Raw genomic sequence first — 23,470 nt, 5'->3', positions numbered from 1 at the left:
ATGATGTATCGCCTGACAAACACCATCCGTGATTATGCCTGGGGATCCACCGGCGCCATTGCCGGTCTTTTGGGAACCGCTCCCAGCGGCAGGCCCGAGGCCGAGATGTGGCTCGGAGCCCACCCCTCGGCTCCTTCCCTGACGTCGGACGGCGGCGAGGCCACCGGCCTGGACCGGTTGATTGCCGTCGACCCCCAGGGACTGCTTGGCCCGGAGGTCGCACAGGCCTACGGCCAGCTGCCGTTCCTGATGAAGCTGCTGGCCGCGGGCAAGCCGCTGTCCATCCAGGTGCACCCCTCCGCGCAACAGGCGGCCGCCGGCTTCGAGGCCGAGAACGCCGCGGGCCTGCCCGCCGACGCGCCGCACCGGAACTACCGGGACGGCTCGCACAAGCCGGAAATGATCTATGCCCTCTCCGATTTCGCGGCCCTGAGCGGCTTCCGCTCCCCCGCCGAGACCGCAGTGCTATTCCGTTCCCTGGGCGCCGTGCTGGATGGGCCAAACGCGGCAACCTGCGCACGGATCGTGGAGCTGCTCTCCAACCCCGTCGAGGCCGAGGCACTGGGCTCGACCTGCGCCTACCTGCTGGGCGGGACCCCGGAACCGGGAAACCTGGTGGCGGCCGCCGTCGCCGCGGTGAAGGCCCACCCGGCGCTGGCCGAACATGTCTCGCTGGCGGAGCTGCCGCGGATCAACGAGCACTACCCGAACGACATCGGGGTGCTGGTCTCGCTGTTGCTTAACCTGGTGGTGCTGGCCCCCGGGCAGGCCATCTACCTGGATGCCGGGAACGTGCACGCGTACCTGCGCGGGCTGGGCGTGGAGGTCATGGCCAACTCCGACAACGTGTTGCGCGGCGGGCTGACGCCCAAGCACATCGACGTGCCCGAGCTGCTGCGCATCACGCGTTTCGAGGCCCGGGGCGTCCCGCTGCTCGAGCCCGAGACGACCACGTACGGCCAGCAGGTCTTCACCCCGCCCTTCGCCGAGTTCCAGCTCCAGCACATCGAGCTTGACGCCGTCGCGGACTCCGCCGACATGGGCGGCGGGGACGTGCCGGTGGCCGCCAACGGCCCGGTCATCGTGCTGTGCGTCTCCGGCGAGGTGCTCATCGACACCCCGCGCGGGGACGAGCTGCTGCGCCGCGGCGACTCGCTGTTCATCGGAGCCAACGAGGCCCCCGCCATGGCCCGGCGCAGCGCGAACTCCGCGGGCCGCGCGTTTGCCGTGACCCCGCAGCCGGTGCCATAGGCGCCCAAGGCACAAAAACGCCGCGGGGCCCGACAGGAATGAATTTCCTGTCGGGCCCCGCGGCGTTAGCGGCAGGGCCGCCATGGGTTTTAGCGGGTGTAGGCTTCCCACTTGTCGGACTGGTGCTCGCCCTCGACGAAGCGGATGGTGCCCGACTTCGAGCGCATCACGATCGACTGGGTGTGGATGCGGCCGTTCTTGTAGCGCACCCCGCGCAGCAGGTCGCCGTCGGTGATGCCGGTGGCGGCGAAGTAGCAGTTGTCGCTGGTCACCAGGTCGTTGGTGGTCAGCACGCGTTCCAGGTCGTGGCCGGCGTCGATGGCCTTCTGCTTCTCGTCGTCGTCCGTGGGCCACAGGCGGCCCTGGATGATCCCGCCCAGCGACTTGATGGCGCACGCGGTGACGATGCCCTCGGGGGTTCCGCCGATGCCCATCAGCGCGTCCACGCCGGTGCCCTCGCGGGTCGCGGCAATGGCGCCGGCGACGTCGCCGTCCATGATGAACTTGGTGCGTGCGCCGGCGGCACGGATCTCATCGACCAGCCCCGCGTGGCGCGGGCGATCCAGGATGCACACGGTGATCTGGGAGACCTTCTTGCCCTTGGCCTTGGCGATCAGGTGCAGGTTCTGCTTGACCGGCAGGCGCAGGTCGACGAGCTCGGCGGCCTCGGGACCGGTGACCAGCTTTTCCATGTAGAAGACCGCGGAGGGGTCGAACATCGAGCCGCGGTCGGCCACGGCCAGCACCGAGAGGGCGTTGTTGATGCCCAGGGCGGCCAGGCGGGTGCCGTCGATCGGGTCAACCGCAACGTCGCATTCGGCGCCGGTTCCGTCGCCCACGCGTTCGCCGTTGAACAGCATGGGGGCTTCATCCTTCTCGCCTTCGCCGATGACGACGACGCCGTTGAAGGAGACGGTGGACAGCAGCGAGCGCATGGCGTCGACGGCCGCGCCGTCGGCGGCGTTCTTGTCGCCGAACCCAACCCAGGGGCTTGAGGCAATGGCAGCGGCCTCGGTCGCGCGCACCAGCTCAAGGGCAAGGTTGCGGTCCGGTTCGGCGTCGCCAACCGAGAGTCGTGGGGACAGGTGGGCAAAATTCGTGGCTTCAGTCACGGTCTTCCTCGTCGTTGAGATCTGTTCGTTTGCCGGGGGCCAACACCGTCCATCATATCTCCCGAGGTCAATTACGCCCTTTCGGCACCGGCTTGCGTTACGTGCCGCCCCGGGGCCGCGGCCGGTGCCGGTCCTGTTTAGATTCTGCGGGTGCCATGGGCGAGAATGGAGGGGTGAGTGAACACCCCGAAAGCCCCGCCGTGCCCGCAAACACCCCAGAGCCGACCGAGACCCCGGCCGCGGTGGACACCGCCGTGCCGTCGAATGCCGCCGGCCAGGTGCCCGATACGGGCCGGGAACCGGCCCCGAAGCCATTGTTGACCCCCGCACAGGCCAAACGCGCCAACCAGACGCTCAAGGGCATGATCATCTCGGTGGTGCTCACCGTGGCCGTGGCGATCCCCGTGATCCTGATCAACCCGCCGAACAAGGCCGACACCTACCGCGCCCCCGTTGACATCTCCGCGGTCGCCTCGCAGGCCGCCCCCGACGCCGATTTCACCCCGTGGGCCCCGAACCTGCCCGAGGGCGACTACGTGAACTTTGCACGCTGGATCACCAAGAACGTCGACGGGATCAAGTACTGGGAGTTCGGCGTCGTCACCAAGGACGACAAGTTCGTGTGGGTCCGGCAGACCGCCAAGACCAACCCTTCCTGGCTGGCCGCGGTGACCCAGGGCGCCACCCCCGCGGGCACCCACACCGTGGACGGGACCGAGTGGGAGCTGCGGAAGAAGGAGAAGACCCAGGTGTTGATCACCACGCGCGGCCAATCCACCATCGTGCTCTCCAGCGACAGCGGCACCGAACCCCTGGAGAAGCTCGCCGGCCTGGCCCAGCGCGAGATCCCGGCCAACTAACGGTCCACCGCCCGCTGCGTTCCGGACACGGCGGGCAACGGACACCATGGCAAACATGAGACCTTCCCCACAGTCGGCGTCCCCGGCGCGCCGCGGGGAAGCGTTTCCACGGGGCTTCACGAAACACGGGCGTTTCAACCCGGCACCGATGTTGCGTCTATGCTGAAAAACATGAACCCACCCGAAGCCGAGGCACCCGCCGACCACGTGCAGTTGACCCCCGCCCAGGCCTGGCGGAAATTGCGTGAAGGAAATTCCCGTTTCGTTGCCGGGCACACCGACCACCCGAACCAGGATGCGTTGCGCCGCCAGTTCCTGGTCGACAAGCAGCACCCCTTCGCCGTGATCTTCGGCTGCTCGGACTCGCGCCTCGCGGCGGAAATCATCTTCGACCTCGGCCTGGGCGACGTCTTCGTGGTGCGCACCGCCGGGCACGTGATCGACTCCGCGGCACTGGGCTCGCTGGAATACTCCGTGGACCTGCTCAACGTGCCGCTGATCGTGGTGCTGGGCCACGACTCCTGCGGCGCGGTCACCGCCACCATCAATTCGGTCGAGAGCGGGGAAATGCCCCCGGGCTTCATCCGCGACCTGGTCGAGCACATCACCCCCTCGGTGATCACCGCCCGCCGCAACGGCATCCGCGACGTGAACACCACCGTGGTGGAGCACGTGCAGCAGACCACCCACCGCCTGGTGGAACAGTCCCGGATCATTTCCTCCGCCATCGACGAGGGCCGCACCGCGGTCATCGGGGTGACCTACCGCCTGGCCGAGGGCAAGGCGGAAATGGTTTCCGGTTTCGGCGTGCTCTAGGCACCACCACCCTGGAACCGGCCGGCCCCCACGGGCCGGCCGGTTTTTTCGTGCGCACGAGGTGCAGCAGGCGGCCTTTTATTCCCGTGTTCGCCGTTCGCACGAACTGTGCGCCCGGCCACTGCCGAAGCGGGGGCTTCGGGCGTACCGTGGGTGACATGGACACTTCCGCAGACTTCCGCATTGAACACGACACCATGGGCGAGGTCCGGGTTCCGGCCGCGGCCCTGTACCGCGCGCAGACCCAAAGGGCCGTGGAGAACTTCCCGATTTCCGGCAAGAAGCTGGAGCCCGCGCACATCCGGGCGCTGGCCCAGGTGAAGAAGGCCGCGGCGCTGGCCAACCTGGAGCTCCGGGTGCTTGATGCCGAGCGTGCACTGGCGATCGTCGAGGCCGCGGACGAGGTCGCGGACAACAGGCACGACGGGCATTTCCCGATCGACGTGTTCCAGACCGGTTCGGGCACCTCGAGCAACATGAACATGAACGAGGTCCTCGCCGAGCTGGCGACCCGCGCGCTCGCCGCGGCCGGATCCGAGACCATCGTGCATCCCAACGACCACGTCAATGCGTCCCAGTCCTCCAACGACGTCTTCCCCACTTCGGTGCACGTCGCGGCGACCGCCGGGCTGCTGGGCGACGTCGTCCCGGGCCTCGAGGCCCTGGCGGCCTCGCTGGAGGCCAAGGCCGTGGAGTTCAAGGACGTGGTGAAGTCCGGGCGCACCCACCTGATGGACGCGACCCCGGTGACCCTGGGCCAGGAATTTGGCGGCTACGCCGCACAGATGCGCTACGGCGTCGAGCGCATCTTGGCCTCGCTGCCGCGGGTGGCCGAGGTGCCGCTGGGCGGCACCGCGGTGGGCACCGGCATCAACACCCCCGCCGGGTTCCCCGGGCGCGTCATCGAGCTGCTGGCCGAGGACACCGGGCTGCCGCTGACCGAGGCCCGGAACCACTTCGAGGCCCAGGCCAACCGCGACGGGCTCATCGAGGCCTCGGCCCAGTTGCGCAACATCGCGATCTCGCTGATGAAGATCAACAACGACCTGCGCTGGATGGGCTCGGGCCCGAACACCGGGCTGGGCGAGATCTCCATCCCCGACCTGCAGCCGGGCTCCTCGATCATGCCGGGCAAGGTCAACCCGGTGATTTCCGAGGCCGCGATCATGGTCGCGGCCCAGGTGATCGGCAACGACACCGCGATCGCCTGGTCCGGGACCAACGGCGCGTTCGAGCTGAACGTGGGGATCCCGGTGATGGCCTCGAACCTGCTCGAGTCCATCCGCCTGCTGGGCAACACCACCCGGGTCATGGCGGAAAAGATGGTCGACGGGATCACCGCGAACGTGGAGCGTGCCCGCTTCCTGGCCGAGGCCTCCCCCTCGATCGTCACCCCGCTGAACAAGGTGATTGGCTACGAGAACGCCGCGAAGATCGCCAAGAAGGCCGTCGCCGACGGGCTTACGGTGCGCGAGGCGACGGTGGCGCTGGGCTTTGTGGAGCGCGGCGAGGTGACCGAGGCGCAGCTCGATGAGCTGCTCGATGTCACCACCATGACCGGGAAGCACTGACGCCCGCGCAGCATCCCCGGGCCGCGGCGGCCCGCCGGGGAGGGTTCCATTTCCCTTCCCCGGCGGGCCGCCGCTTGCCTGCTCCGGCACCAGGCCGACGGGCCATCGAAGGCCGCACGGTGGGCAATCCCACTTAAGTTGCACTCGACAACCAATAGTGCAAAACTGCACTCTGTGAAGAATAGTGCAAATGAGGTTCCCGCCGAGCCGGCCACCCCGCCGACCCTCAGCGCCCGCATGCTCAAGACCCGCCTGTCCATCTCGCGGAACGCACGCGAGCTGACGGCCGAGCACGGCTTTGCCGGATTCACCGTCGAGGAACTCTGCGCCCGCGTCGGGATCTCCCGGCGCACCTTCTTCAACTACTACGCCACCAAGCTCGACGCCGTCTTCGGGCACGCCGAGGACGGGCTGTCCGCCGAGGCGCTCGAGCGGTTCATGAACGCGAGGCCCGCCGGGACCACCGGGATCTCCCCCACGCTGCTGGCCGACCTGGTGACCCTGGTGCTCGAGCAGCTGCGCCTCGACGACGCCGAGATCCGCGGAGTCCACGGGTTCTTCACGATCCTGCACCGCGAACCGGAACTGCTGGCACGCATGATGAAGATCGGCCCCGAACGCCAAGCCGAATTCACCGCCCTGGTGGCCAAGCGCGAAGGCGTGGCGGCCGACCACGGCGGCATCGGCGTGCTGGTGCACGTCCTGCAGTTCGCCACCCACCGGGCCATCGAGCGCTACCTGGGCTCCCCCGAAGGCCCCTCGCTGGAGGAAGAATTCCTCTCGGTCATGAACCAGACCCGGGAGCTGTTCGGCCAGCACCTGCTGCACGGGCCCCAGAACCCCGCGTCCTGACCCGGCACTCCGTCCCCGCCACGCAACTTTCCCACCACACGCAAGGAAATCCCCTTATGGCCACCACCACCGCGTCCCGGAAATCCCCGGACCCGGCACCGCTGCTGCTGACGCAACGGCGCATCTGGATCATCTTCTCCGCGCTGATCGCCGGCATGATGCTCTCCAGCCTCGACCAGACCATCGTCTCCACCGCCATGCCCACCATCGTCGGACAGCTCGGCGGCGTCGAGCACCAGGCGTGGATCACCACCGCATACCTGCTGGCCACCACCATCGTCATGCCGATCTACGGCAAGTTCGGCGACGTGCTGGGCCGGCGCAACCTCTTCCTGATCGCCATCGCGCTGTTCACGCTGGCCTCCGTGGGTGCGGCGTTCGCCGGGACCTTCTGGATGTTCGTCTTCTTCCGCGCCATGCAGGGGCTGGGCGGCGGCGGGCTGATGATCCTCTCGCAGGCCATCATCGCCGACATCGTCCCGGCCTCCGAGCGCGGGAAGTACATGGGCCCGCTGGGCGCCATCTTCGGACTCTCCGCCGTCGCCGGACCGCTGCTCGGCGGCTTCTTCGTGGACCACCTGACCTGGCAGTGGGCGTTCTACATCAACATCCCCATCGGCATCGGCGCCTTCCTGATCGCCTGGTTCGCGCTGACCATCCCGAACAAGAAGTCCACCAAGAAGATCGACGTGCTCGGCGTGCTGCTGCTCTCGATCGCGACCACCTGCCTGATCTTCTTCACCGACTTCGGCGGCTCCAGGAACCACGGCTGGGCCGCGACCGAGACCTGGGCCTGGGGCGCGGGCATGCTCGCGGCCATCGTGCTCTTCGTGGTCACCGAGGCCCGCGCCGAGGACCCGATCATCCCGCTGTCGCTGTTCAAGAACCCGGTCTTCGTCAACGCCACGGCCATCGGCTTCACCCTGGGCCTGGGCATGTTCGCGGCCATCGCATTCGTCCCGACGTTCCTGCAGATGTCCTCTGGCACCTCGGCCGCCGTTTCCGGCCTGCTGATGCTCCCGATGATGGTGGGCCTGATGGGCACCAGCATCTACTCGGGCATCGCGATCACCAAGACCGGCAAATACCGCGGCTACCCGATCGTCGGCGCCCTGGTCACCGCCCTGGCCATGCTGGCCTTCACCACGCTCTCGGCAACCACCCCGCTGTGGCTGATCTGCGTGTACCTGTTCGTCTTCGGCGCCGGGCTGGGCTTGATCATGCAGGTGATTGTGCTGGTGGTGCAGAACGCCGTGGACCCGTCCATGGTCGGCACCGCGACCTCCACGAACAACTACTTCCGCGAGGTCGGCGCGTCCCTGGGCGTGGCGATCTTCGGGGCGATGTTCACCAACCGGCTCTCCGAGAAGCTCACCGACGTGTTCACCGGCGCGGGAGCGAGTGCCGCCGATGCGGGCAACGCCACCGCGACGCTGGACCCGCAGACCATGGCGCAGCTGCCCGACGCCGTGCGCGAGGGCATCGTGAACGCCTATGCGGACTCGCTGGCGCCGGTGTTCTGGTACCTGGTCCCGTTCATCCTCATTGCCTTCGTGCTGGCGCTGTTCCTCAAGCAGGTCAAGCTCTCGGACACCGCGGGCATGGTCGCCCGCGGCGAGGCCATCGGCGGCGAGGAAGCCAAGGTACTGGAGGACGCGGCACGGTTCGGTGGCCAGGCCACCGCCGGCGTCGCCGGGGACCCGGAGGCGGAAGACCGCGAACCGGGGACGAACCGCTAGGGGTTTTTCCCCACCGGGCCTCGGTGCCCCGCAAGACGCCCGTCCATTCCCGCACGGGGAATGGATGGGCGGGTCTTGCGGGGCACTTTTGCGTTCTGCAAGGCCGCCGCGGCTCAGGTCCGGTCCGCGGGGCCGGTGATGAAGTGCCCGGTTTCCTTCGGCTCGAGTGCCCAGGCGATGGCACGGGAGTGCTTGGGCGGCAGCACCGGCAGCTGCCCCAGGGCGAACCACCCGACCTCGAGGTTCTCGTCGTCGTTGACCGTCGCCTGGCCGCCCAGGTATTCCCCGGCCAGGATGATGTCCAGGTATTGGGCGCGGTCCCCGTTGGGGTAGAGCGCTTCGTCGGTGGTGGCCACCCCGACCAGGCGGGTGATGGCGCAGTGCACCGCGGTTTCCTCGAACACCTCGCGCACCGCCGCGACGGCCGGCTCCTCGCCGGGCTCCAGGATGCCGGCGGGAAGCGTCCATTTCCCGTTGTCGGCCCTGCGGACCAGCAGCACCCGGTCCTCGTGGATCACCACGGCCTTGACCCCGGGCAGCCACAGCGGGTCGTTGCCGATCTTTTCTCGCATCTTCACGATGAATTCGGGAGTGGGCATGGAAGGCCTCGGGCACCTTTCGTGGCTTGGTTTGGCTTGCTTCCGGGCTATCCGGCCACGGCCAGGGCGACAGCGGCGCCCACCAGCATGAACGGGCCAAAGGCCACCGAGGAACGCAGCGTGACCTTGCGGGTCAGCAGCAGCGCGATCGACCACAGGGCCCCGACGATGAAGGCGAACGCCGTGGCCCACAACAGGTGGCCGTAGGACAGGAAGCCGAGGTAGAGCCCCAGCACCGCGGCGAGCTTCACGTCCCCCAGGCCCATGCCCGCCGGTGCGATCAGGTGCAGCAGCAGGTAGCCGGCAAAGAGGATCACCGCGCCGAGCACCATCCGCAGCAGGGTCATCGGCTCCCCGGCCAGCAGCGCGGCAGCACCCAGCAGCACCAGCGCGGCAATGAACCACGGGCCCAGGATCCGGTTGGGCAACAGGTGCGAGCGGAAGTCGATGACGGTCAGGCGCACGGCGTTGTAAAGGTACAGCGCCAGGGCCAGGGCGGCCAGGATTCCGGCCACCGCGGACAGCGCCGGCGGGGAGGCAAACCAGTGCAAAATGAGTTGCGGCATGGGCCAAACCTTACGCGGTGGGGTGCCCCGGTGTCAGCGACGGCACGCTGGCCACCGGGCAAAGCCGTGCGGTGGGGACCTCGCTAGACTGAAGCCATGGAACAGCTCAATGGTGCGTCCCCCTTCCCGGATCCGGACCGGGCACCCGGCAAGGAACTCATGGGGCATTTCCGCCGCCTGGCCCGTTCCTCCCCGTGGCTGTGGAACACCGTCCAGATCACCATCGGCGTCACCGACGCCGAGCAGCATGCGATCGCGTTTTCCGCCCCGAACCTGCCCAAGCACCTCACGGTGCTGATCAGGCGCCCCGATGCCATCCGCGTCGAGGATGAGTCCGGCGCGGTGCTCTTCCGCACCGAGCACATCAACGACTCCCGGGATGCCAGCTTCGTGGCCGCCACCCGCAAGAGCTGGTTGCTGCCCCCGCAGTTGCTGGCCCCGGTCTACGGGGACGATGGGCTGGTCTCCCGGCGTCCGGAGGCCGACTACGTCAACGAGTTGATGCCAGTGGGGCTGTGGAGCGCGTTCCTGGACCCGGTGGAGGTCGCCGGTTTTGCCCCCGGACCGGCCGATATTGCCTTCCCGCATCCCAGCACCATCCATTCCCTGCGGTCCATCGGGGACGATTCGGGACGCGAGTGCCTCGAGGCGGTGCTGTCCCGCGGCCACTCCTACGCACCGATCATGCCCGAGGCTCCCCTGCTGGGCGAGGGGCTGACCCGGATCCGGCTGGATCGTGCCACCGGAATCTGCGTGCTGCGCCAGGTGCTGGACGGGGACGAGGCCGGGGTCGAGCACCGGATCGCAATCACCGCCGTGGACGAATACATGATCGACGGGCTGTTCACCCAGCCGCTGTCCTCGCTGTCGGACGTGCGCCGGGCCCCACTGTGGCCGATCCCCGGGTTGGCCGACTATCCCGGGCCCCCGGCGCCGCAGCACGCACGGCACCGGGGCGGGCCCGCGGCCTGAACCGCGCGCCCGCACCCGGGGATCCCCGTCCCCTAGTGGATCCGGTCCTCGAGCAGCTCGGTGACCAAGGCGGCGATCTCGGAGCGCTCGGAGCGGGTCAGGGTCACGTGTCCGAAGATGTGGTGGCCCTTGAGCTGTTCGACCACCGCCGCGACGCCGTCGTGCCGGCCCACCCGCAGGTTGTCGCGCTGGGCCACGTCATGGGTCAGGATGACCTTGGAGTTCTGGCCGATCCGCGAGAGCACCGTGAGCAGCACGTTGCGCTCCAGCGACTGGGCCTCGTCCACGATCACGTAGGCGTCGTGCAGGGACCGGCCGCGGATGTGGGTCAGCGGCAGCACCTCGAGCATGCCCCGGCTCAAGACCTCGTCGATCGCATTCTTGGACACCACCGAGCCCAGGGTGTCGAACACCGCCTGGGCCCACGGGTTCATCTTGTCCGCCTCGGCACCGGGCAGGTAGCCCAGTTCCTGGCCGCCGACCGGGTAGAGCGGTCGGAAGACCATGATCTTGCGATGTTCGCGGCGTTCCATGACCGCTTCGAGCCCGGCACACAGCGCAAGCGCCGACTTGCCGGTCCCGGCCCGGCCGCCGAGCGAAACGATGCCGATTTCCTTGTCCATCAGCAGGTCCAGGGCCAGGCGCTGCTCGGCGGAGCGCCCGCGCAGCCCAAAGGCCTCGCGGTCCCCGCGCACCAGGCGCACCAGGTGGTTGCGGTCCACCCGGCCCAGTGCCGAGCCGCGCGGGGAGTGCAGGATCAGCCCGGTGTTCACCGGCTGCTCCGCGGCTTCCTCAAGTTCCAGGGATTCCTCGGCGTAGAGCGCCGACATGTTTTCCTCGGACACGTTCATTTCATGGACGCCGGTCCAGCCGGAATCCGCGATGAGCTCGTTGCGGTATTCCTCGGCGATCAGGCCCATGGCCGAGGCCTTGATGCGCATCGGCATGTCCTTGGAGACCAGGGTGACATCCAGCCCCTGGTCCAGCAGCGACTTGGCCACGGCCAGGATCCTGGTGTCGTTGGCCGAGTTGCGGAAGCCCACCGGCAACACGTCGGGGGCAATGTTGTTCAGCTCGATGCGCAGGGTCCCGCCCTGCTTCCCCACCACCATGTCCTTGGCCAGCCCGCCGTGCCTGGACCCCAGGTCCTCCAGGGTCCGCAGCGCCTCGCGGGCGAAGAACCCCAGGGTCGGGTCGTTGCGCTTGTGCTCGAGCTCGCTGATCACCGTCAACGGCAGGACCACGTGGTGCTCGGCGAAGCGCAGCATGGCGTGCGGGTCCGCGATCAGCACCGAGGTGTCCAGCACGAAGGTGCGGGGACCCTCCTGCGGGGCCGGTTCGGTGGCGCCCTCAACGGATGCGGCGGGTGAGGTGGTTGGGTATTCCTGGTTCGCTGCCAAGTCTCGCTCCTCGCGGGGAGATGCTCCCCGAATCGGCGGGCGATGACGGCCTCATCACCCGTTAATCCCCAACATACGCGCACATCAACACGCAATCCTAGGGTGTGTGGCGAGTCGTGATGAAGACGAGATTAAGGTTCCGGGACTCCGGGGTGTCCGGAAGGTTGCCGCGACGGGCGCTGCAACCTCAGGAACCGAAGCGGCGTTGCCGGTCGGCGAAGTCGCGCAGCGCGCGCAGGAAGTCCACGCGCCGGAAGTCCGGCCACAGCGCCTCGCAGAAATAGAACTCGGAATAGGCACTCTGCCAGGTCAGGAATCCGGAGAGGCGTTGTTCGCCCGAGGTGCGGATGACCAGGTCCGGGTCCGGCTGTCCCTTGGTGTAGAGGTGGGTGGCCAGCTGTTCCGGGTCCAGGCCCTCGGCGATCTGTGCCGCGTTCTGCCCGTTGGCGTGCCCCTGGAGCAGCAGCGCCTTGACCGCATCGACGATTTCCTGCCGGCCGCCGTAGCCAACGGCCACGTTGACGTGGATGCCGGTGACTGCCGCGGTGGAGGCTTCCAGCTCGCGCAGCTTGTTGGCCAGGTAGTCCGGCAGCAATTCGAGGTTCCCGACGGGCTTGACGCGCACGGTCTTGGTTTCGCCCAGCCGGTCAAGGGTGTTGGCGATGATGCCCATCAGGTCATCGAGTTCCTGGCTGGAACGGTTCATGTTGTCGGTGGAGAGCATGTAGAGCGTGACCAGGTTGATGTCCAGCTCCTGGCACCAGCCCAGGAATTCCAGGATCTTGTCCGCACCCGCCTGGTGCCCGCTGGCGGTGGTCTGGCCCGAAAGCTTGGCCCAGCGGCGGTTCCCGTCCACGAGCACGCCAATATGCGCGGGCAGCTTTTCCGGGGCCAGGAGACCCCGCAGCTGCCGCTCATAGAGCCGGTAGACGAATCCCGGTAGTTCCACGGCGTTACTCCTGCTTTGGATAGGGTGTGCATGCGGGCGGCCCCCAAGGACCGCATCCGTTGGTTAACGCTACCGGGTTCCACCGCCGGCGGGGCGTCATGACTCGGGCATTGTCCCGGGCAATAACCCACACCGTGTTCGGCGGGGCGCAGTGCACCCGGGGAGCCTTGCGGCAAGGAAACAGTCAACCTACCACTTGGCAAGTTAGGCTGTTGGCATGATTCAACCCTCCGGAATCCACCCCCAGCCACTGGTTCCGTCGCAGCCGGACAAGCCCTTGCTGCGCGGCTGGATCCACGCCGTCACCGCCCCGCTGGCCCTGGCAGCGGGCATCGGGTTGGTGGTCCTGGCCCCGGCCGGGGCGGGCAAGATCACCAGTGCCGTCTTCGCGTTCACCGGGGTGTTGCTCTTCGGGGTCTCGGCGTTTTACCACCGCGGGAACTGGTCGCCGCAAACCACGCGGTTGCTCAAGCGGATCGACCACACCAACATCATGCTGCTGATCGCCGGCTCCTACACGCCGCTTGCCTGGGCGTTGCTTCCGCCGAAGTCCGCCACGATCCTGCTGGTCTCGATCTGGATCGGCGCACTGGCCGGGGTGGGCTTCCGGGTCTTTTACACCGATGCCCCGCGTTGGCTCTACACCCCGGTGTATGTGCTGCTGGGTCTGGCCTCACTGCTGTTCATCGGGGATTTCCTTGCCGCGAACCCGGCCGCGGCAATCCTGGTCTGCACCGGCGGGGTCTTCTACATCGTCGGGGCGGTGTTTTACGCGCTCAAGGCCCCGAACCCGGTTCCGGGCGTCCTGGGGTTCCATGAACTTTTCCATGCGTGCACGCTCGTTGGCTTTGCCTGCCATTTCACCGCGATCAGCATGGCGGTGCTGGGCACCGCCTAAGCGCGCTGCCCGCCGCGGGCAAGACCGGGCACGATCAGCGCGGCCAGCGAGGGGATGTCGCTGACCGGTGCGTGGCAGATGCCGCCGCGGCACACATAAAGCCGCAGCTGGCCCTTGGGCCCGGCGGGATATTTGGCCGCGTCCGCTTCGGCGCTTACCGAGCCGCGCTGGGACAGCCCCGCCAATACCCCCAGGCGCACGGCGGACCGCCGCTCGTCCTCGGTTCCGCCGGCCACGGCCAGCTCGGTGCTCGAACCGTGGAGGAACCGGGCGACCACACCCAACGCACTGCCGACCGCCTGCGGCGCCCGTTCAGCCAACGCCGGGACGAACCCCAGCAGCATGCGAACCACACCCAGGTCTGCCTCGCTGCGCTCGAACCCGGGATCCGTTTCCGCGGAGCCAAGTTGCAGGCGGCCTGCCCTGTCCAGCAGGGCCGCGGCCAGCAGCGAGGTGGCCGCCGGCACCGCATCGTCCAGCGCCTCGGCGCTGCCCGCTCCACCGCGCACGGCCCGCACCCGCGGGTCGTTGGCTGCGCTGTCGCGCGGCTGTCCATCCTGCAGGAAGATTTCCTGCGCGGAGGCCAGCACCTCGTCGGCCCGCGCGAACCATTCCGGCTCGCCCGTGGCAACCCCCAGCGCCTGGAATCCCAGGGCTGCCCCCGCATAGTCCTCCAGCACTGCGTCGATGCCCGTGTTTGCACTGCCCTGGTGGCTGATGCGGTGGAGCACTCCCCCGGCGCCCGCGGTCGCGGGAACCCAGTGCACCGCATGGAGGTAGGCGGCCGCCCCGGTGGCCAGCTCCAGCATCCTTGGCTCGTGCAGCAGCACAGCGGCCTCGGCCAGCGAGGCGATGGCCAGGCCGTTCCACCCGGCAACGACCTTGTCGTCGCGGCCCGGCTGGACGCGCTTGGTTCGCTCGGCATCCAACATCTTGAAGGCCCTGTCCAATTCGGGCCATTCGAACAGGCTTGGGGTTCTCGAAAGCGCAATTGTCATGGGTGCATCCTGCGGCGGGAGGCCTGCCGCCCGGGCATCCCCGGCGGGAAGCCTGGCCCCCTCCCACAGCTGCCAGAAGACGTTGCCCTTGCCCGGAAGCGCATCGGGACGCGGCCCTGCGGGGTTGCCGCTTGGTTCGCCCAGGATCCGGGCGACCTCGGCCCGGCTGAAGACGTAGGTGGCGCCCTCGTGGTGCGTTCCGTCGGGCATCACGGTGTCGGCGTCGAGCGAGGAGGCGAATCCGCCACCGGGAAGCAGCATCCGGGTCTCCAACCACCTGGAAATGCCCATGGCCGAGACCCGGCACAGCTTGGCCACCTCGGGATCGGGCAACTGCACGGCTGCCCGGGCGCAGAGGCCCAGCAGCTGCGCATTGTCGTACAGCATCTTCTCGAAGTGCGGGATCTTCCACCCTGGATCCACGCAGTAGCGGGCAAAGCCGCCGCCAACGTGGTCGGCCAGGGCGCTGCGGGCCATGGTTTCCAGGGTGTCCGAGGCCAGTGCGGTGGCCTGGCCGGCCGCCGATCCCAGGCCCAGGCCCGCGCGCAAGAGGAAATCCAGCACGGGGCTGGGCGGGAACTTGGGTGCCGGCGCGAACCCGCCGGTGGGATCCTGCAAGGTGGCCAGCTTGTTCACGGCCGCTGAAACGACAGGGGCCAGCGCGGAGCCGTTGCCGCCGGTGGGCAACGGCAGGGCACGGGAAAACATCTTGGCCTGTCCCCCGGCCACCGATCCCAGATGGTCGGCGAGGGTCGTCGCCTGCAGTTCGAGCGCATCGCGCCGGTTCACCCAGGCGTCGGTGACCGCTTCGAGCACCTGCCCGAAGGAGGGCATGCCGGGGCGCGGGACGGGCGGGAAGTAGGTCCCGGCGTGGATGGCCCGGCCGTCCGGGAGCGTGAATACGCTCATGGGCCAGCCGCCGGCCCCGGTGAGGGTCTGCGTGGCGGCCATGTATGCCTCGTCGACGGCGGGGTGTTCCTCACGGTCGACCTTGATCGGCACGAAGTGTTCGTTCAGGTAGGCGGCGACCCGGGGATCGTCAAAGGATTCGGCGGCCATCACGTGGCACCAGTGGCAGGCCGCGTAGCCGATGGACAGGAACACCGGGATGTCGCGCGCCGCGGCCTCGGCAAACGCCTCGTCCCCGTAGGGCCACCAGTCCACCGGCTGGTGGGCGTGCTGGCGCAGATAGGCGGAGGCGCTGGAGGCGATTCGTTGTCCCATGCATCCAGTCTCCACCACGAACGCCCTTCACGTCGTGGCCCGCGAAATCCTGCGTATGCGGATGACCTGTTGCCCGCCAACAACGACTGGGACGATTCCGGGGCCAGCTGCCTGGACTCCGGACTGCCGGCCTTCGACCTTCGGCACCGCACCTGGGCTCGTGCCCGTTGGGCGGTCACGACGAACGGCCCCGGCGGAGGAATGTCCGCCGGGGCCGTGCCTTGGATGGCCAAGCGCGCTTAGCGCGCGGGGGTGTCGCCCGGTTCGTCGGGCTGGATGTCCTTGCCCTTTTCGACCAGCTCCTGCTGGCGGGCTTCGGCCTCGCCCTGGTAGCGGACGCGGCGGATGCGGCGGGTCATGTCACGGATCAGGAAGATGGTGACGATGACGACCGCTGCGGTGGCAACAAAGCCAACGAAGCCCGGGCCGATGTTCTGGGCGGCGTCCCCCACGGGCGCGCCGGGTACCGGGGACGGACTAACGGAGGCTGCATACAGCAGGAACGAATACACGCGTGGGGCTCTTTCTGAAAAAGTTGGCGGCCGGATTCACCGGCACGCTACCTATCTTAGACCGGCAAACAGGTCGGTCTCTGGGAGTGTGGTGGGAACCGAGGATTTGATCAAGGTGAAATCCTCCCACGGCCATGCCTTGGCGTAGATCGCCTCAGGCACGGCAAAGAAGAAACCGCTCGGATCGATCTGCGTCCGGTGCGCCAGGAGCGCCCGGTCCCGCTGCTTGAAGAAGTCGGCGCAGTGCACCTGCGTGGTGGTCTTGTGCGGCGAGACCCACCCGAAGAACTGCTCTTCCGGGTGTTCCTCCCAGGCGGCAACGCGCTCGGCATAGGGCGAATCGATGCCGGCATCGACCATCGCGTAGTGCAGGGTCCGGAAACGTTCGGGGGCAAAGGCACGGTCGTAGTAGAGCTTCGAGGTTTCCCAGGGCTCGCCCAGCTCCGGGGAGCTGTCGGCCTTTGCGGCTTCCGCGAAGGCATGCACGGCGACCTTGTGCGCCTGGATGTGGTCGGGGTGGGGGTATCCGCCGTTTTCGTCGTACGCAATGACCACGTGCGGCTTGAACTCGCGGATCAGCTTGATCAGCGGTGCGGATGCGCGGTCCAGCGGCTGCAGCGCGAAGGAGCCGAAGTCGAGTTCCGGCAGCGGATCGCCCTCGGGCAACCCCGAGTCGGTGAATCCGAGCCAGCGGTGTTCGATGCCCAGCACAGCGGCGGCCTCTGCCATCTCGGTGCGCCGCACTCCGGTCAGGTCGCGGTGCGCGTGGGCGAGTTCACCGACGGCCGCGTTGAGGATGTCCCCGCGCTCCCCGCCTGTGCAGGTTGCCACCATCACCCTTGCCCCGGCGGCAACGTATGCCGCCATGGTGGCCGAACCCTTGGACGCCTCGTCGTCGGGGTGTGCATGGACCGCCAACAAACGCAGGCCCGATGAATCAGCGATATGCTCCACGTTTTGTACTTCCACCTAGGTGACTCCAACTTCCTCATGCTCGGTGAAGGGTTCTCCTTGCCAAGGCTTAGACTGGTAGGGATGATTTCCCGGCCGCGACGCCCATGAATCGAAAGAGGCGCCATTGTCCAGCTTAACGAATAGGTACGGTTCGCCCAAGCGCGGCCTGGCCAAAAGAACCCGCAAGACGCTGATCGTCCTCGGTCTGGCCGTTGGCATCCTGTTTGCGTTCTACCTGGCCATCGCCACCAATTCGAAGGTGGATTTCAAGGACAACTCCTTCATGGTCCACTCCCCCACCAGCACCACCGCAATCGTGGACATCTCCAAGGATGCCGGCGACACTGTCCAATGCGAGATCCGGGCGATGAACGAGTCATATGCCATTGTTGGCTGGAAGACGCTGGTCGTGGGCCCCACCGAGGGCAAGGGCATGACGACCACCAGATTCGATGTGAAGCTCCGCACCGAGTCCCTGGCCACCACCGCAGGCGTCGAGGAATGCCGGTTGGTCAAGGCCTCCTGACCACCGCGGGACCACCGCATCCGGGGCGTCGCTGAATGTTTCGCCTGCACGACGCGCCACTACGCCAAAAGCTCAAACTCTTGGGTAAATAGCCGTTTGGCGGCTAATATCTTTCTAATACGTTAATGCCCCGCTACAGACCGTGACGGACAAAGTTCTTCACCTGCTGTGCGGGGTCTTTGCTTGCAAGATGTTCGTCGCATCATCGGGCGGGACCGTCTCGGCATGTTGTTCCCCAGGGAGTAACGGCCCTGATTACACAAGGAGTACCACGTGACCACGACCAATCACGAACCAGTTGTTTGGCTGACCCAAGAGGCCTATGACCGCCTTGCCGCCGAGCTCGAGCACCTCTCGGGCCCGGGCCGTGCAGAGATCGTTGACCGCATTGAGCAGGCACGTTCCGAGGGTGACCTCAAGGAAAACGGTGGCTACCACGCAGCCAAGGAAGAGCAGGGCAAGGCCGAGGCACGCATCACGTACCTCAAGGACCTGCTGCGTCGTGCCCACGTGGGCGAAGCCCCCGCCGATGACGGAATCGTCGAGCCGGGCATGCTGGTCGAGGCAATCATCGCCGGCGACAAGACCACCTTCCTCTTCGGCAGCCGCGAGGTAGCCGGGGATTCGGACCTGGAAGTGTACTCGGAGAAGTCCCCGATCGGCTCGGCCGTCCACGGCGCGAAGTCCGGTGACACCCTCACCTACTCCGCACCGAACGGCAAGGAAATCACCGTCGAGATCGTCTCCTGCAAGCCCTACAGCGTTTAATTGCATTTCCCCGCGCCATGGCGCGGGACTCGGCTTGGCGGCCGCCGATCCTTCACCCGGATCCCGTCCTTTCCCCGTTGGGGCGAAGGCCCGGGGGGGTGGACGTATCGGCGGCCATCGGCCGTTAATGCAGGCTTCGGCCCGCCAAAAAAGCGCCCTCCGGGTTCCTGCTTATGCCCAGGACCCCGGAGGGCGTTGTCATATGTTGTCGGGCTTCAGCCCATGATCATGGGCTGGAAGCCCTCGGCGCGCAGGTTGTTGAGCACCAGTTCCGAGTGCACATGTCCCTTGGTCTCCATGTCGATGGTGATCGCCACGTCGCCCATGGACAGCGAGCCGCCCACGCGGGTGTGGTCCAGGCGGGTCACGTTGGCATCGGACTCGGCGATGACCCGGGAGATGGTTGCCAGCTCGCCGGGACGGTCGTCAAGCATCATGCGCACGGTCAGGTAGCGCCCGGCCGCGGAGAGACCGCGCTGGATGACCTTGAGCATCAGCAGCGGGTCGATGTTGCCGCCGGAAAGCACCACCGCGGTCTTGGCGGGGGTGATCCCGAGCTCCTCCAGTTTGCCCTCGAGCAGCGCGGCCACGCCCACGGCACCGGCCGGCTCGACCACCAGCTTCGAGCGTTCCATGAGGAACACCAGGGCGCGGGCCAGTCCGTCCTCGGAGACCGTGACCACCTCGTCGACGAGTTCGCGGATGATCTGGAAGGGCAGCTGGCCCGGGCGGCCCACGGCGATGCCGTCCGCGATGGTCCGCACGGTGTCCAGCGGGACCAGCGCGTCGGCGGCCAGCGAGGGAGGGTAGGCCGCGGCGTTCTCGGCCTGCACCCCGATGATCTTGATGTCCCGGCCCAGTTCCTTGGCACGGGACTTGATGGCCACCGCGACCCCGGCGAGCAGGCCGCCGCCGCCCACGCCCATCAGCACGGTGTCGACGTCCGGGAGCTGCTCGAGGATTTCCAGGCCGATGGTTCCCTGCCCGGCGATGATGTCGGGGTTGTCGAAGGGGTGCACGAACACCGCACCGGTCGCGGTCGCGTAGCGCTCGGCCTCGGCCAGCGCCTCGTCCACGTTGTGCCCGTGCAGGATGACCTCGGCCCCGTGGTCGCGGGTGGCGGTGAGCTTGGGCAGTGCCACGCCCAGCGGCATGTAGATGCGGGCCTTGATCCCCAGTCGGCGGGCGGCCTGGGCCACGCCCTGGGCGTGGTTGCCTGCCGAGGCCGCCACGACGCCGCGGGCGCGTTCCTCGGCGGTGAGCTTGGCCATGCGCACGTAGGCACCGCGGACCTTGAAGGAACCGGCACGCTGCAGGTTCTCGCATTTCAGGTAGACCTCGGAGCCGATGTCCAGGGACAGCGCGCGCGAGTGCTCCATCGGCGTGCGGACGGCCACACCCTCAAGCAGGTCGCGGGCCTCTTCGATGTCGGACAGGCTCACCGGGAGTTGGGTCTTCTGGATCATGGGAGCGGCTTTCTTCTGGGCGTGTTCACACGCGGTGCAATCAGGAATGGAAGTCTTTCGGGGCCAGGACCTTGGACCGGGGGTGGGCGGTGCAGGTGCGGATCAGGAACCGGGGTCAGGTTCTTCTCCGTCAAGGTCGGCGGGAGCCGGTTCCGTGGAGCGGACCGGCTTGGTAATTCGGGAACCGTTCACGGCCGCCATGGCCGCGGTCTCGGGGCCAAAGAGCGGATCGTGCTCCCAGCCCCGATCGGAAATGTACTTCACCACGGTGTTGGCCACGGCCAGCACCGGGACGGCGAACAGGGCGCCGGCGATGCCGGCGACGATGGAGCCCCCGGCCACGGCCATGACGACGGCCAGCGGGTGCAGGCTCACGGCCTTGCCCATGACCAATGGCTGCAGGATGTGGGATTCGGCCTGCTGGATGAAAAGCACCACCAGCAACATGATCAGCGCGTTGACCCAGCCGTTGGCCACCAGGGCCAGCAGCACGGCCACGGCCCCGGTGACCAACGCACCGATGACCGGGATGAACGAGCCGATGAAAACGAGCACGCCCAGCGGCAGGGCCAGCGGCACCCCGAGGATCAGGGCACCCACGCCGATGCCCACGGCGTCGATGAAGGCGACAAAGAGCTGGACGCGGACGTAGCTGACCATCGAGCCCCAGCCGCGATGGCCGGCCCCGTGGGCGGCGGCGCGGGCCCGGCGCGGCAGCAGGTTGATGAAGAACCGGCCGATGCGCGGTCCGTCGAGAAGCAGGAAGATCAGCGAGAAGAGCACCAGCAGCATGCCCGTCACCAGGTGCCCGAGGGTGGTTCCCCAGGACAGCGCGCCGGAGAGGATGGAGGAGGAGTTGTTCTTGAGCGTGTTCAGGGCGTCCTGGAAAAGGGTGTCGAGGTCCTGGTTGCTCAATCCCAGCGGGCCGGTGGAGAGCCAGTGCTGGATCTGGCTGATGCCCGTCAGGGCCTGGGCCCACAGAGAAGCGAAACCGTTGGCCAGCCGCTGCCCAACGACGGAAAGGCCTCCGACGATCAATGCCAGGAAACCTACCATGGTCACCCCGACCGAAAGCCCCTTGGGGAAACGCAGGGTGCGGGTCAGGAACTTCACCACGGGGCTGAGCAGCCCGGCCAGCAGGGCCGCGATCATCAGCGGGATCACCAGCAGGGACACGTGGGACAGCAACCAGACGGCGATGCCCACGGCCAGCACGATGACGATCAACCGCCAGGACCATGATGCGGCGATCCGCACGCCGTAGGGCAGGTCCTCGGCCTCGGCATGGGCGGCGTAGCTGATCGCCGGGTTCTCGTCGGCCCCGGGCGCAGCGGCCATCCGTTGCTTGGTGGCCTGGGCGCTTTGCTGCACCGCTTCGGTGGCCGCGGCCAGGCGCCGCAGGGGGCGGGGCAGCTTCATGCCTTGGCTCCCCGGGGAAGGGGCCCGGGGGTCGCGAGCCTGCGCGCCGTCTTCCCGGTCGATCCCTTGCTGCCTGTCAATGCCATGAACATACGTTATCCCTTGAAAGTTGCCGGTGCGGCATAGATGACGCACATATTGCAGAAAAACCGAGGGGCAGTACCCAAATCATGGGTACTGCCCCGCGGTCACACAGCAGATTGACTAGTCGTCGCCACGCAGGATAGCCAGAATGCGCAGAATCTCAACGTACAGCCAGACCAGCGTCACGGTCAGGCCGAATGCGGCGGTCCAGGCGGCCTTGGCCGGTGCGCCCTGGCGCACGCCCTCGGAGATGCTGGTGAAGTCCAGCACGAGTGCATAGGTGGCCAGCAGCACGGCGAGCACGCCGATGCCGACGCCCAGCATGCCGCTGCGCATGCCGAACATGCCATCGACGGCGCCGAACATCATCAGGCCGAAGTTCAGCAGCGAGAACACACCGTAGCCGATCATCGCGATCATGAACATGCGGGTCATCTTCGGTGTCGCGCGGTACTTGCCCGAGCGGTAGAGCACCAGGGTCACGGCGAAGACCGAGAACGTGGCAAGCACGGCCTGTACGGCGATGCCCGGGTACATGTTCTCGAAGACGCCCGAGAGGCCACCGAGGAACAATCCCTCGAAGCCCGCGTAGAGAAGGATCAGCGCCGGCGAGGGCTGGCGCTTGAAGGAATTGACCAAGCCCAGGCCCAGGCCGACGAGTGCGCCGACGAGCATCAGTGCCGGCAGCTGCCAGCCGATGGCCGCGCCAATGAGGACCACGCCGAGGCTCAACATCGTCTTGTTGATGACGTCGGCGTAGGTCATGCGGCCGGTTTCCTGCGGTGACGCGGAAGGCTGCGAGTACAGGTCCTGCAGGGCCTGTGCGCTCATCGGCTGGGCATAGGTGGTGGACGCGGCACCCGTGGCGCCGGCCGCACGGGTCTGCTCGCGGTAGTTCTTGGACTTAAAGACCGGGTTTCCGCCCAGGGCCATGGTGTTTCTCCTCGGTAGGGTTGTTAGTAAATAGCCTACGTTGGTTCAACGTTCGGTGCAGACCAATAAATCCCCAAATCAGGACCTTTTTGGGTTTAAGTTTGCGGTACATGGTTTTCAGGTGCCGGGGCGGGGCCGGAATCAATGATTCCCAGCTTGCCTGTCGGCACCGCGCCGTTCACGTTGGGCCCGCCAGTGGCGCGACCGAAGCTCGGCCAGCGCGGCGATAGACTCGAAGAAGCCCACCCAGATAGGACCCCCATTGAAGCAGTTTGCCCTGATCATCGTGTTGCTGCTTGCCGCGCTCGGCTTTGCCGGGTGCAGCAGTGGATCGGAGATTGCGGGAGTCCCTCCCGAAGTGGCACGACAGGCTTGGGCCGACGAGAAGATCGACCAATGGATCGGTGAAAGCGGCGCCAACGGCATTGACGAACTTCCCGCACCTTTCAGCCTCGTCGAATCGTGGGAATCCCCGGAAGCGGGTGTGCTGGTTGTTCGGGCCCGGACCAAGGACGTGCACCAGGTCGCCCAGGAGTTGCTGCGAAGCATTCGGGCCTCCGGCGGCGGGATTGTCTCGGTCAAGGTCGTGAATGATGCGGGCGACAGCGCGAAGTATCCCGAGATCATCTAGGCGGACTTGGCCGACCGGCCGGCGTTGACTGGTTACGCATAGGCGGCCCAATCACCAAAGGACGTTTGCAGCTCTTGCCGTGGGCAGGTGCAGCAGATATTGCTGCACATTTATGCGTCGAATGCTTGAAGCATGGAAGCGGTTCCGACGTCCCGGCGTTTCCTGCCACCTTGCCCTCCAGATGCCCGCAGGCAAGGCAAACGGCCCCTGCTTCCCTGTGAACAACGGGAAGCAGGGGCCGTTCATTTGGTACCCCCAGTGGGACTCGAACCCACAATCCTTTCGGCAGCTGATTTTAAGTCAGCCGTGTATACCAGTTCCACCATGGGGGCCTACCCGACCAAGCGTACAAGAACGTCCCCGCCCTGGG

At 67.2% G+C, this 23,470-nt stretch carries 22 protein-coding genes and 1 tRNA gene; 11 read left to right on the top strand and 12 right to left on the bottom strand.

Annotated features, from left to right (window positions below; genetic code table 11):
- Positions 1-3 precede the first annotated feature (3 nt).
- Complete coding sequence (gene manA / locus J2T21_RS02275; RefSeq protein ID WP_307578002.1) at positions 4-1,251, top strand: mannose-6-phosphate isomerase, class I; 1,248 nt, start codon at positions 4-6, stop codon at positions 1,249-1,251.
- Between the two features lie 89 nt (positions 1,252-1,340).
- Here the strand turns inward: manA and glpX are convergent, their stop codons facing one another.
- Positions 1,341-2,363, bottom strand: coding sequence for a class II fructose-bisphosphatase (glpX, locus tag J2T21_RS02270; protein ID WP_307578000.1), 1,023 nt, complete (start codon positions 2,361-2,363; stop codon positions 1,341-1,343).
- Between the two features lie 173 nt (positions 2,364-2,536).
- Here glpX and J2T21_RS02265 point away from each other — a divergent pair, with 173 nt between their 5' ends.
- From J2T21_RS02265 to J2T21_RS02245, 5 genes are all read left to right on the top strand, one after another.
- The gene (locus J2T21_RS02265; RefSeq protein ID WP_307577998.1) at positions 2,537-3,223 is read left to right on the top strand and encodes a DUF4245 domain-containing protein; all 687 of its coding nucleotides are present in this window, start codon (positions 2,537-2,539) and stop codon (positions 3,221-3,223) included.
- Between the two features lie 171 nt (positions 3,224-3,394).
- Complete coding sequence (locus J2T21_RS02260; RefSeq protein WP_307577996.1) at positions 3,395-4,039, top strand: carbonic anhydrase; 645 nt, start codon at positions 3,395-3,397, stop codon at positions 4,037-4,039.
- A gap of 158 nt (positions 4,040-4,197) precedes the next feature.
- A complete protein-coding gene (locus J2T21_RS02255; RefSeq protein ID WP_307577995.1) occupies positions 4,198-5,610 on the top strand; it encodes a class II fumarate hydratase in 1,413 nt (470 codons plus the stop codon).
- Between the two features lie 174 nt (positions 5,611-5,784).
- Positions 5,785-6,462 carry a TetR/AcrR family transcriptional regulator gene (locus tag J2T21_RS02250; RefSeq protein WP_307577993.1) on the top strand — a complete coding sequence of 226 codons (678 nt, stop codon included), beginning with the start codon at positions 5,785-5,787 and terminating at the stop codon, positions 6,460-6,462.
- A 56-nt stretch (positions 6,463-6,518) separates the two neighbouring features.
- Positions 6,519-8,201 carry an MDR family MFS transporter gene (locus J2T21_RS02245; RefSeq protein WP_307577991.1) on the top strand — a complete coding sequence of 561 codons (1,683 nt, stop codon included), beginning with the start codon at positions 6,519-6,521 and terminating at the stop codon, positions 8,199-8,201.
- A 113-nt stretch (positions 8,202-8,314) separates the two neighbouring features.
- On the opposite strand, the gene J2T21_RS02240 is transcribed toward J2T21_RS02245, so the two are convergent.
- Positions 8,315-8,800, bottom strand: a complete 486-nt coding sequence (locus tag J2T21_RS02240; RefSeq protein ID WP_307577989.1) for an NUDIX hydrolase — start codon at positions 8,798-8,800, stop codon at positions 8,315-8,317.
- Positions 8,801-8,847: 47 nt separating this feature from the next.
- On the bottom strand, positions 8,848-9,366 hold the full coding sequence (locus J2T21_RS02235; protein ID WP_307577987.1) for a prepilin peptidase: 519 nt from the start codon (positions 9,364-9,366) through the stop codon (positions 8,848-8,850).
- A 96-nt stretch (positions 9,367-9,462) separates the two neighbouring features.
- Here J2T21_RS02235 and J2T21_RS02230 point away from each other — a divergent pair, with 96 nt between their 5' ends.
- Entirely contained in the window at positions 9,463-10,338 is an 876-nt protein-coding gene (locus tag J2T21_RS02230) for a hypothetical protein (protein WP_307577985.1), read from the top strand.
- Between the two features lie 32 nt (positions 10,339-10,370).
- Here J2T21_RS02230 and J2T21_RS02225 read toward each other — a convergent pair whose 3' ends face one another.
- Positions 10,371-11,738, bottom strand: coding sequence for a PhoH family protein (locus J2T21_RS02225; protein ID WP_373457872.1), 1,368 nt, complete (start codon positions 11,736-11,738; stop codon positions 10,371-10,373).
- Positions 11,739-11,925: 187 nt separating this feature from the next.
- Positions 11,926-12,687, bottom strand: a complete 762-nt coding sequence (locus J2T21_RS02220; protein ID WP_307577983.1) for an isoprenyl transferase — start codon at positions 12,685-12,687, stop codon at positions 11,926-11,928.
- Positions 12,688-12,904: 217 nt separating this feature from the next.
- Between J2T21_RS02220 and trhA the strand changes: the two genes are divergently transcribed.
- The gene (trhA, locus tag J2T21_RS02215; RefSeq protein WP_307577980.1) at positions 12,905-13,585 is read left to right on the top strand and encodes a PAQR family membrane homeostasis protein TrhA; all 681 of its coding nucleotides are present in this window, start codon (positions 12,905-12,907) and stop codon (positions 13,583-13,585) included.
- Here the strand turns inward: trhA and J2T21_RS02210 are convergent.
- The 3 genes from J2T21_RS02210 to mca form a co-directional block, all read right to left on the bottom strand.
- Positions 13,582-15,807: a thioredoxin domain-containing protein gene (locus tag J2T21_RS02210; RefSeq protein WP_307577978.1), complete on the bottom strand. Its 2,226-nt coding sequence runs from the start codon at positions 15,805-15,807 to the stop codon at positions 13,582-13,584. The two genes, trhA and J2T21_RS02210, sit on opposite strands and share 4 nt — an antisense overlap.
- 239 nt (positions 15,808-16,046) lie before the next feature.
- Entirely contained in the window at positions 16,047-16,319 is a 273-nt protein-coding gene (locus J2T21_RS02205) for a hypothetical protein (RefSeq protein ID WP_071215442.1), read from the bottom strand.
- A 51-nt stretch (positions 16,320-16,370) separates the two neighbouring features.
- Positions 16,371-17,264 carry a mycothiol conjugate amidase Mca gene (gene mca / locus J2T21_RS02200; RefSeq protein ID WP_307578333.1) on the bottom strand — a complete coding sequence of 298 codons (894 nt, stop codon included), beginning with the start codon at positions 17,262-17,264 and terminating at the stop codon, positions 16,371-16,373.
- Between the two features lie 133 nt (positions 17,265-17,397).
- Here mca and J2T21_RS02195 point away from each other — a divergent pair, with 133 nt between their 5' ends.
- A complete protein-coding gene (locus J2T21_RS02195) occupies positions 17,398-17,799 on the top strand; it encodes a DUF4307 domain-containing protein (RefSeq protein ID WP_307577974.1) in 402 nt (133 codons plus the stop codon).
- Positions 17,800-18,072: 273 nt separating this feature from the next.
- Positions 18,073-18,567 carry a transcription elongation factor GreA gene (gene greA, locus J2T21_RS02190; RefSeq protein ID WP_307577972.1) on the top strand — a complete coding sequence of 165 codons (495 nt, stop codon included), beginning with the start codon at positions 18,073-18,075 and terminating at the stop codon, positions 18,565-18,567.
- Between the two features lie 215 nt (positions 18,568-18,782).
- Here the strand turns inward: greA and ilvA are convergent, their stop codons facing one another.
- The 3 genes from ilvA to J2T21_RS02175 form a co-directional block, all read right to left on the bottom strand.
- On the bottom strand, positions 18,783-20,033 hold the full coding sequence (gene ilvA, locus J2T21_RS02185) for a threonine ammonia-lyase (RefSeq protein WP_307577970.1): 1,251 nt from the start codon (positions 20,031-20,033) through the stop codon (positions 18,783-18,785).
- Between the two features lie 102 nt (positions 20,034-20,135).
- Positions 20,136-21,452, bottom strand: a complete 1,317-nt coding sequence (locus tag J2T21_RS02180; RefSeq protein ID WP_307577968.1) for an AI-2E family transporter — start codon at positions 21,450-21,452, stop codon at positions 20,136-20,138.
- A gap of 204 nt (positions 21,453-21,656) precedes the next feature.
- Complete coding sequence (locus J2T21_RS02175) at positions 21,657-22,469, bottom strand: Bax inhibitor-1/YccA family protein (protein ID WP_307577965.1); 813 nt, start codon at positions 22,467-22,469, stop codon at positions 21,657-21,659.
- Between the two features lie 262 nt (positions 22,470-22,731).
- Here J2T21_RS02175 and J2T21_RS02170 point away from each other — a divergent pair, with 262 nt between their 5' ends.
- Positions 22,732-23,100: a hypothetical protein gene (locus J2T21_RS02170; RefSeq protein WP_307577963.1), complete on the top strand. Its 369-nt coding sequence runs from the start codon at positions 22,732-22,734 to the stop codon at positions 23,098-23,100.
- 247 nt (positions 23,101-23,347) lie between these two features.
- On the opposite strand, the gene J2T21_RS02165 is transcribed toward J2T21_RS02170, so the two are convergent.
- A tRNA-Leu gene (locus tag J2T21_RS02165) sits at positions 23,348-23,432 on the bottom strand.
- Between the last annotated feature and the right edge of the window lie 38 nt (positions 23,433-23,470).

Source organism: Paeniglutamicibacter psychrophenolicus, assembly GCF_030812255.1.
In the GTDB taxonomy this organism is placed as follows: domain Bacteria; phylum Actinomycetota; class Actinomycetes; order Actinomycetales; family Micrococcaceae; genus Paeniglutamicibacter; species Paeniglutamicibacter psychrophenolicus_A.
This window is presented reverse-complemented; position numbering and strand designations above follow the sequence as displayed.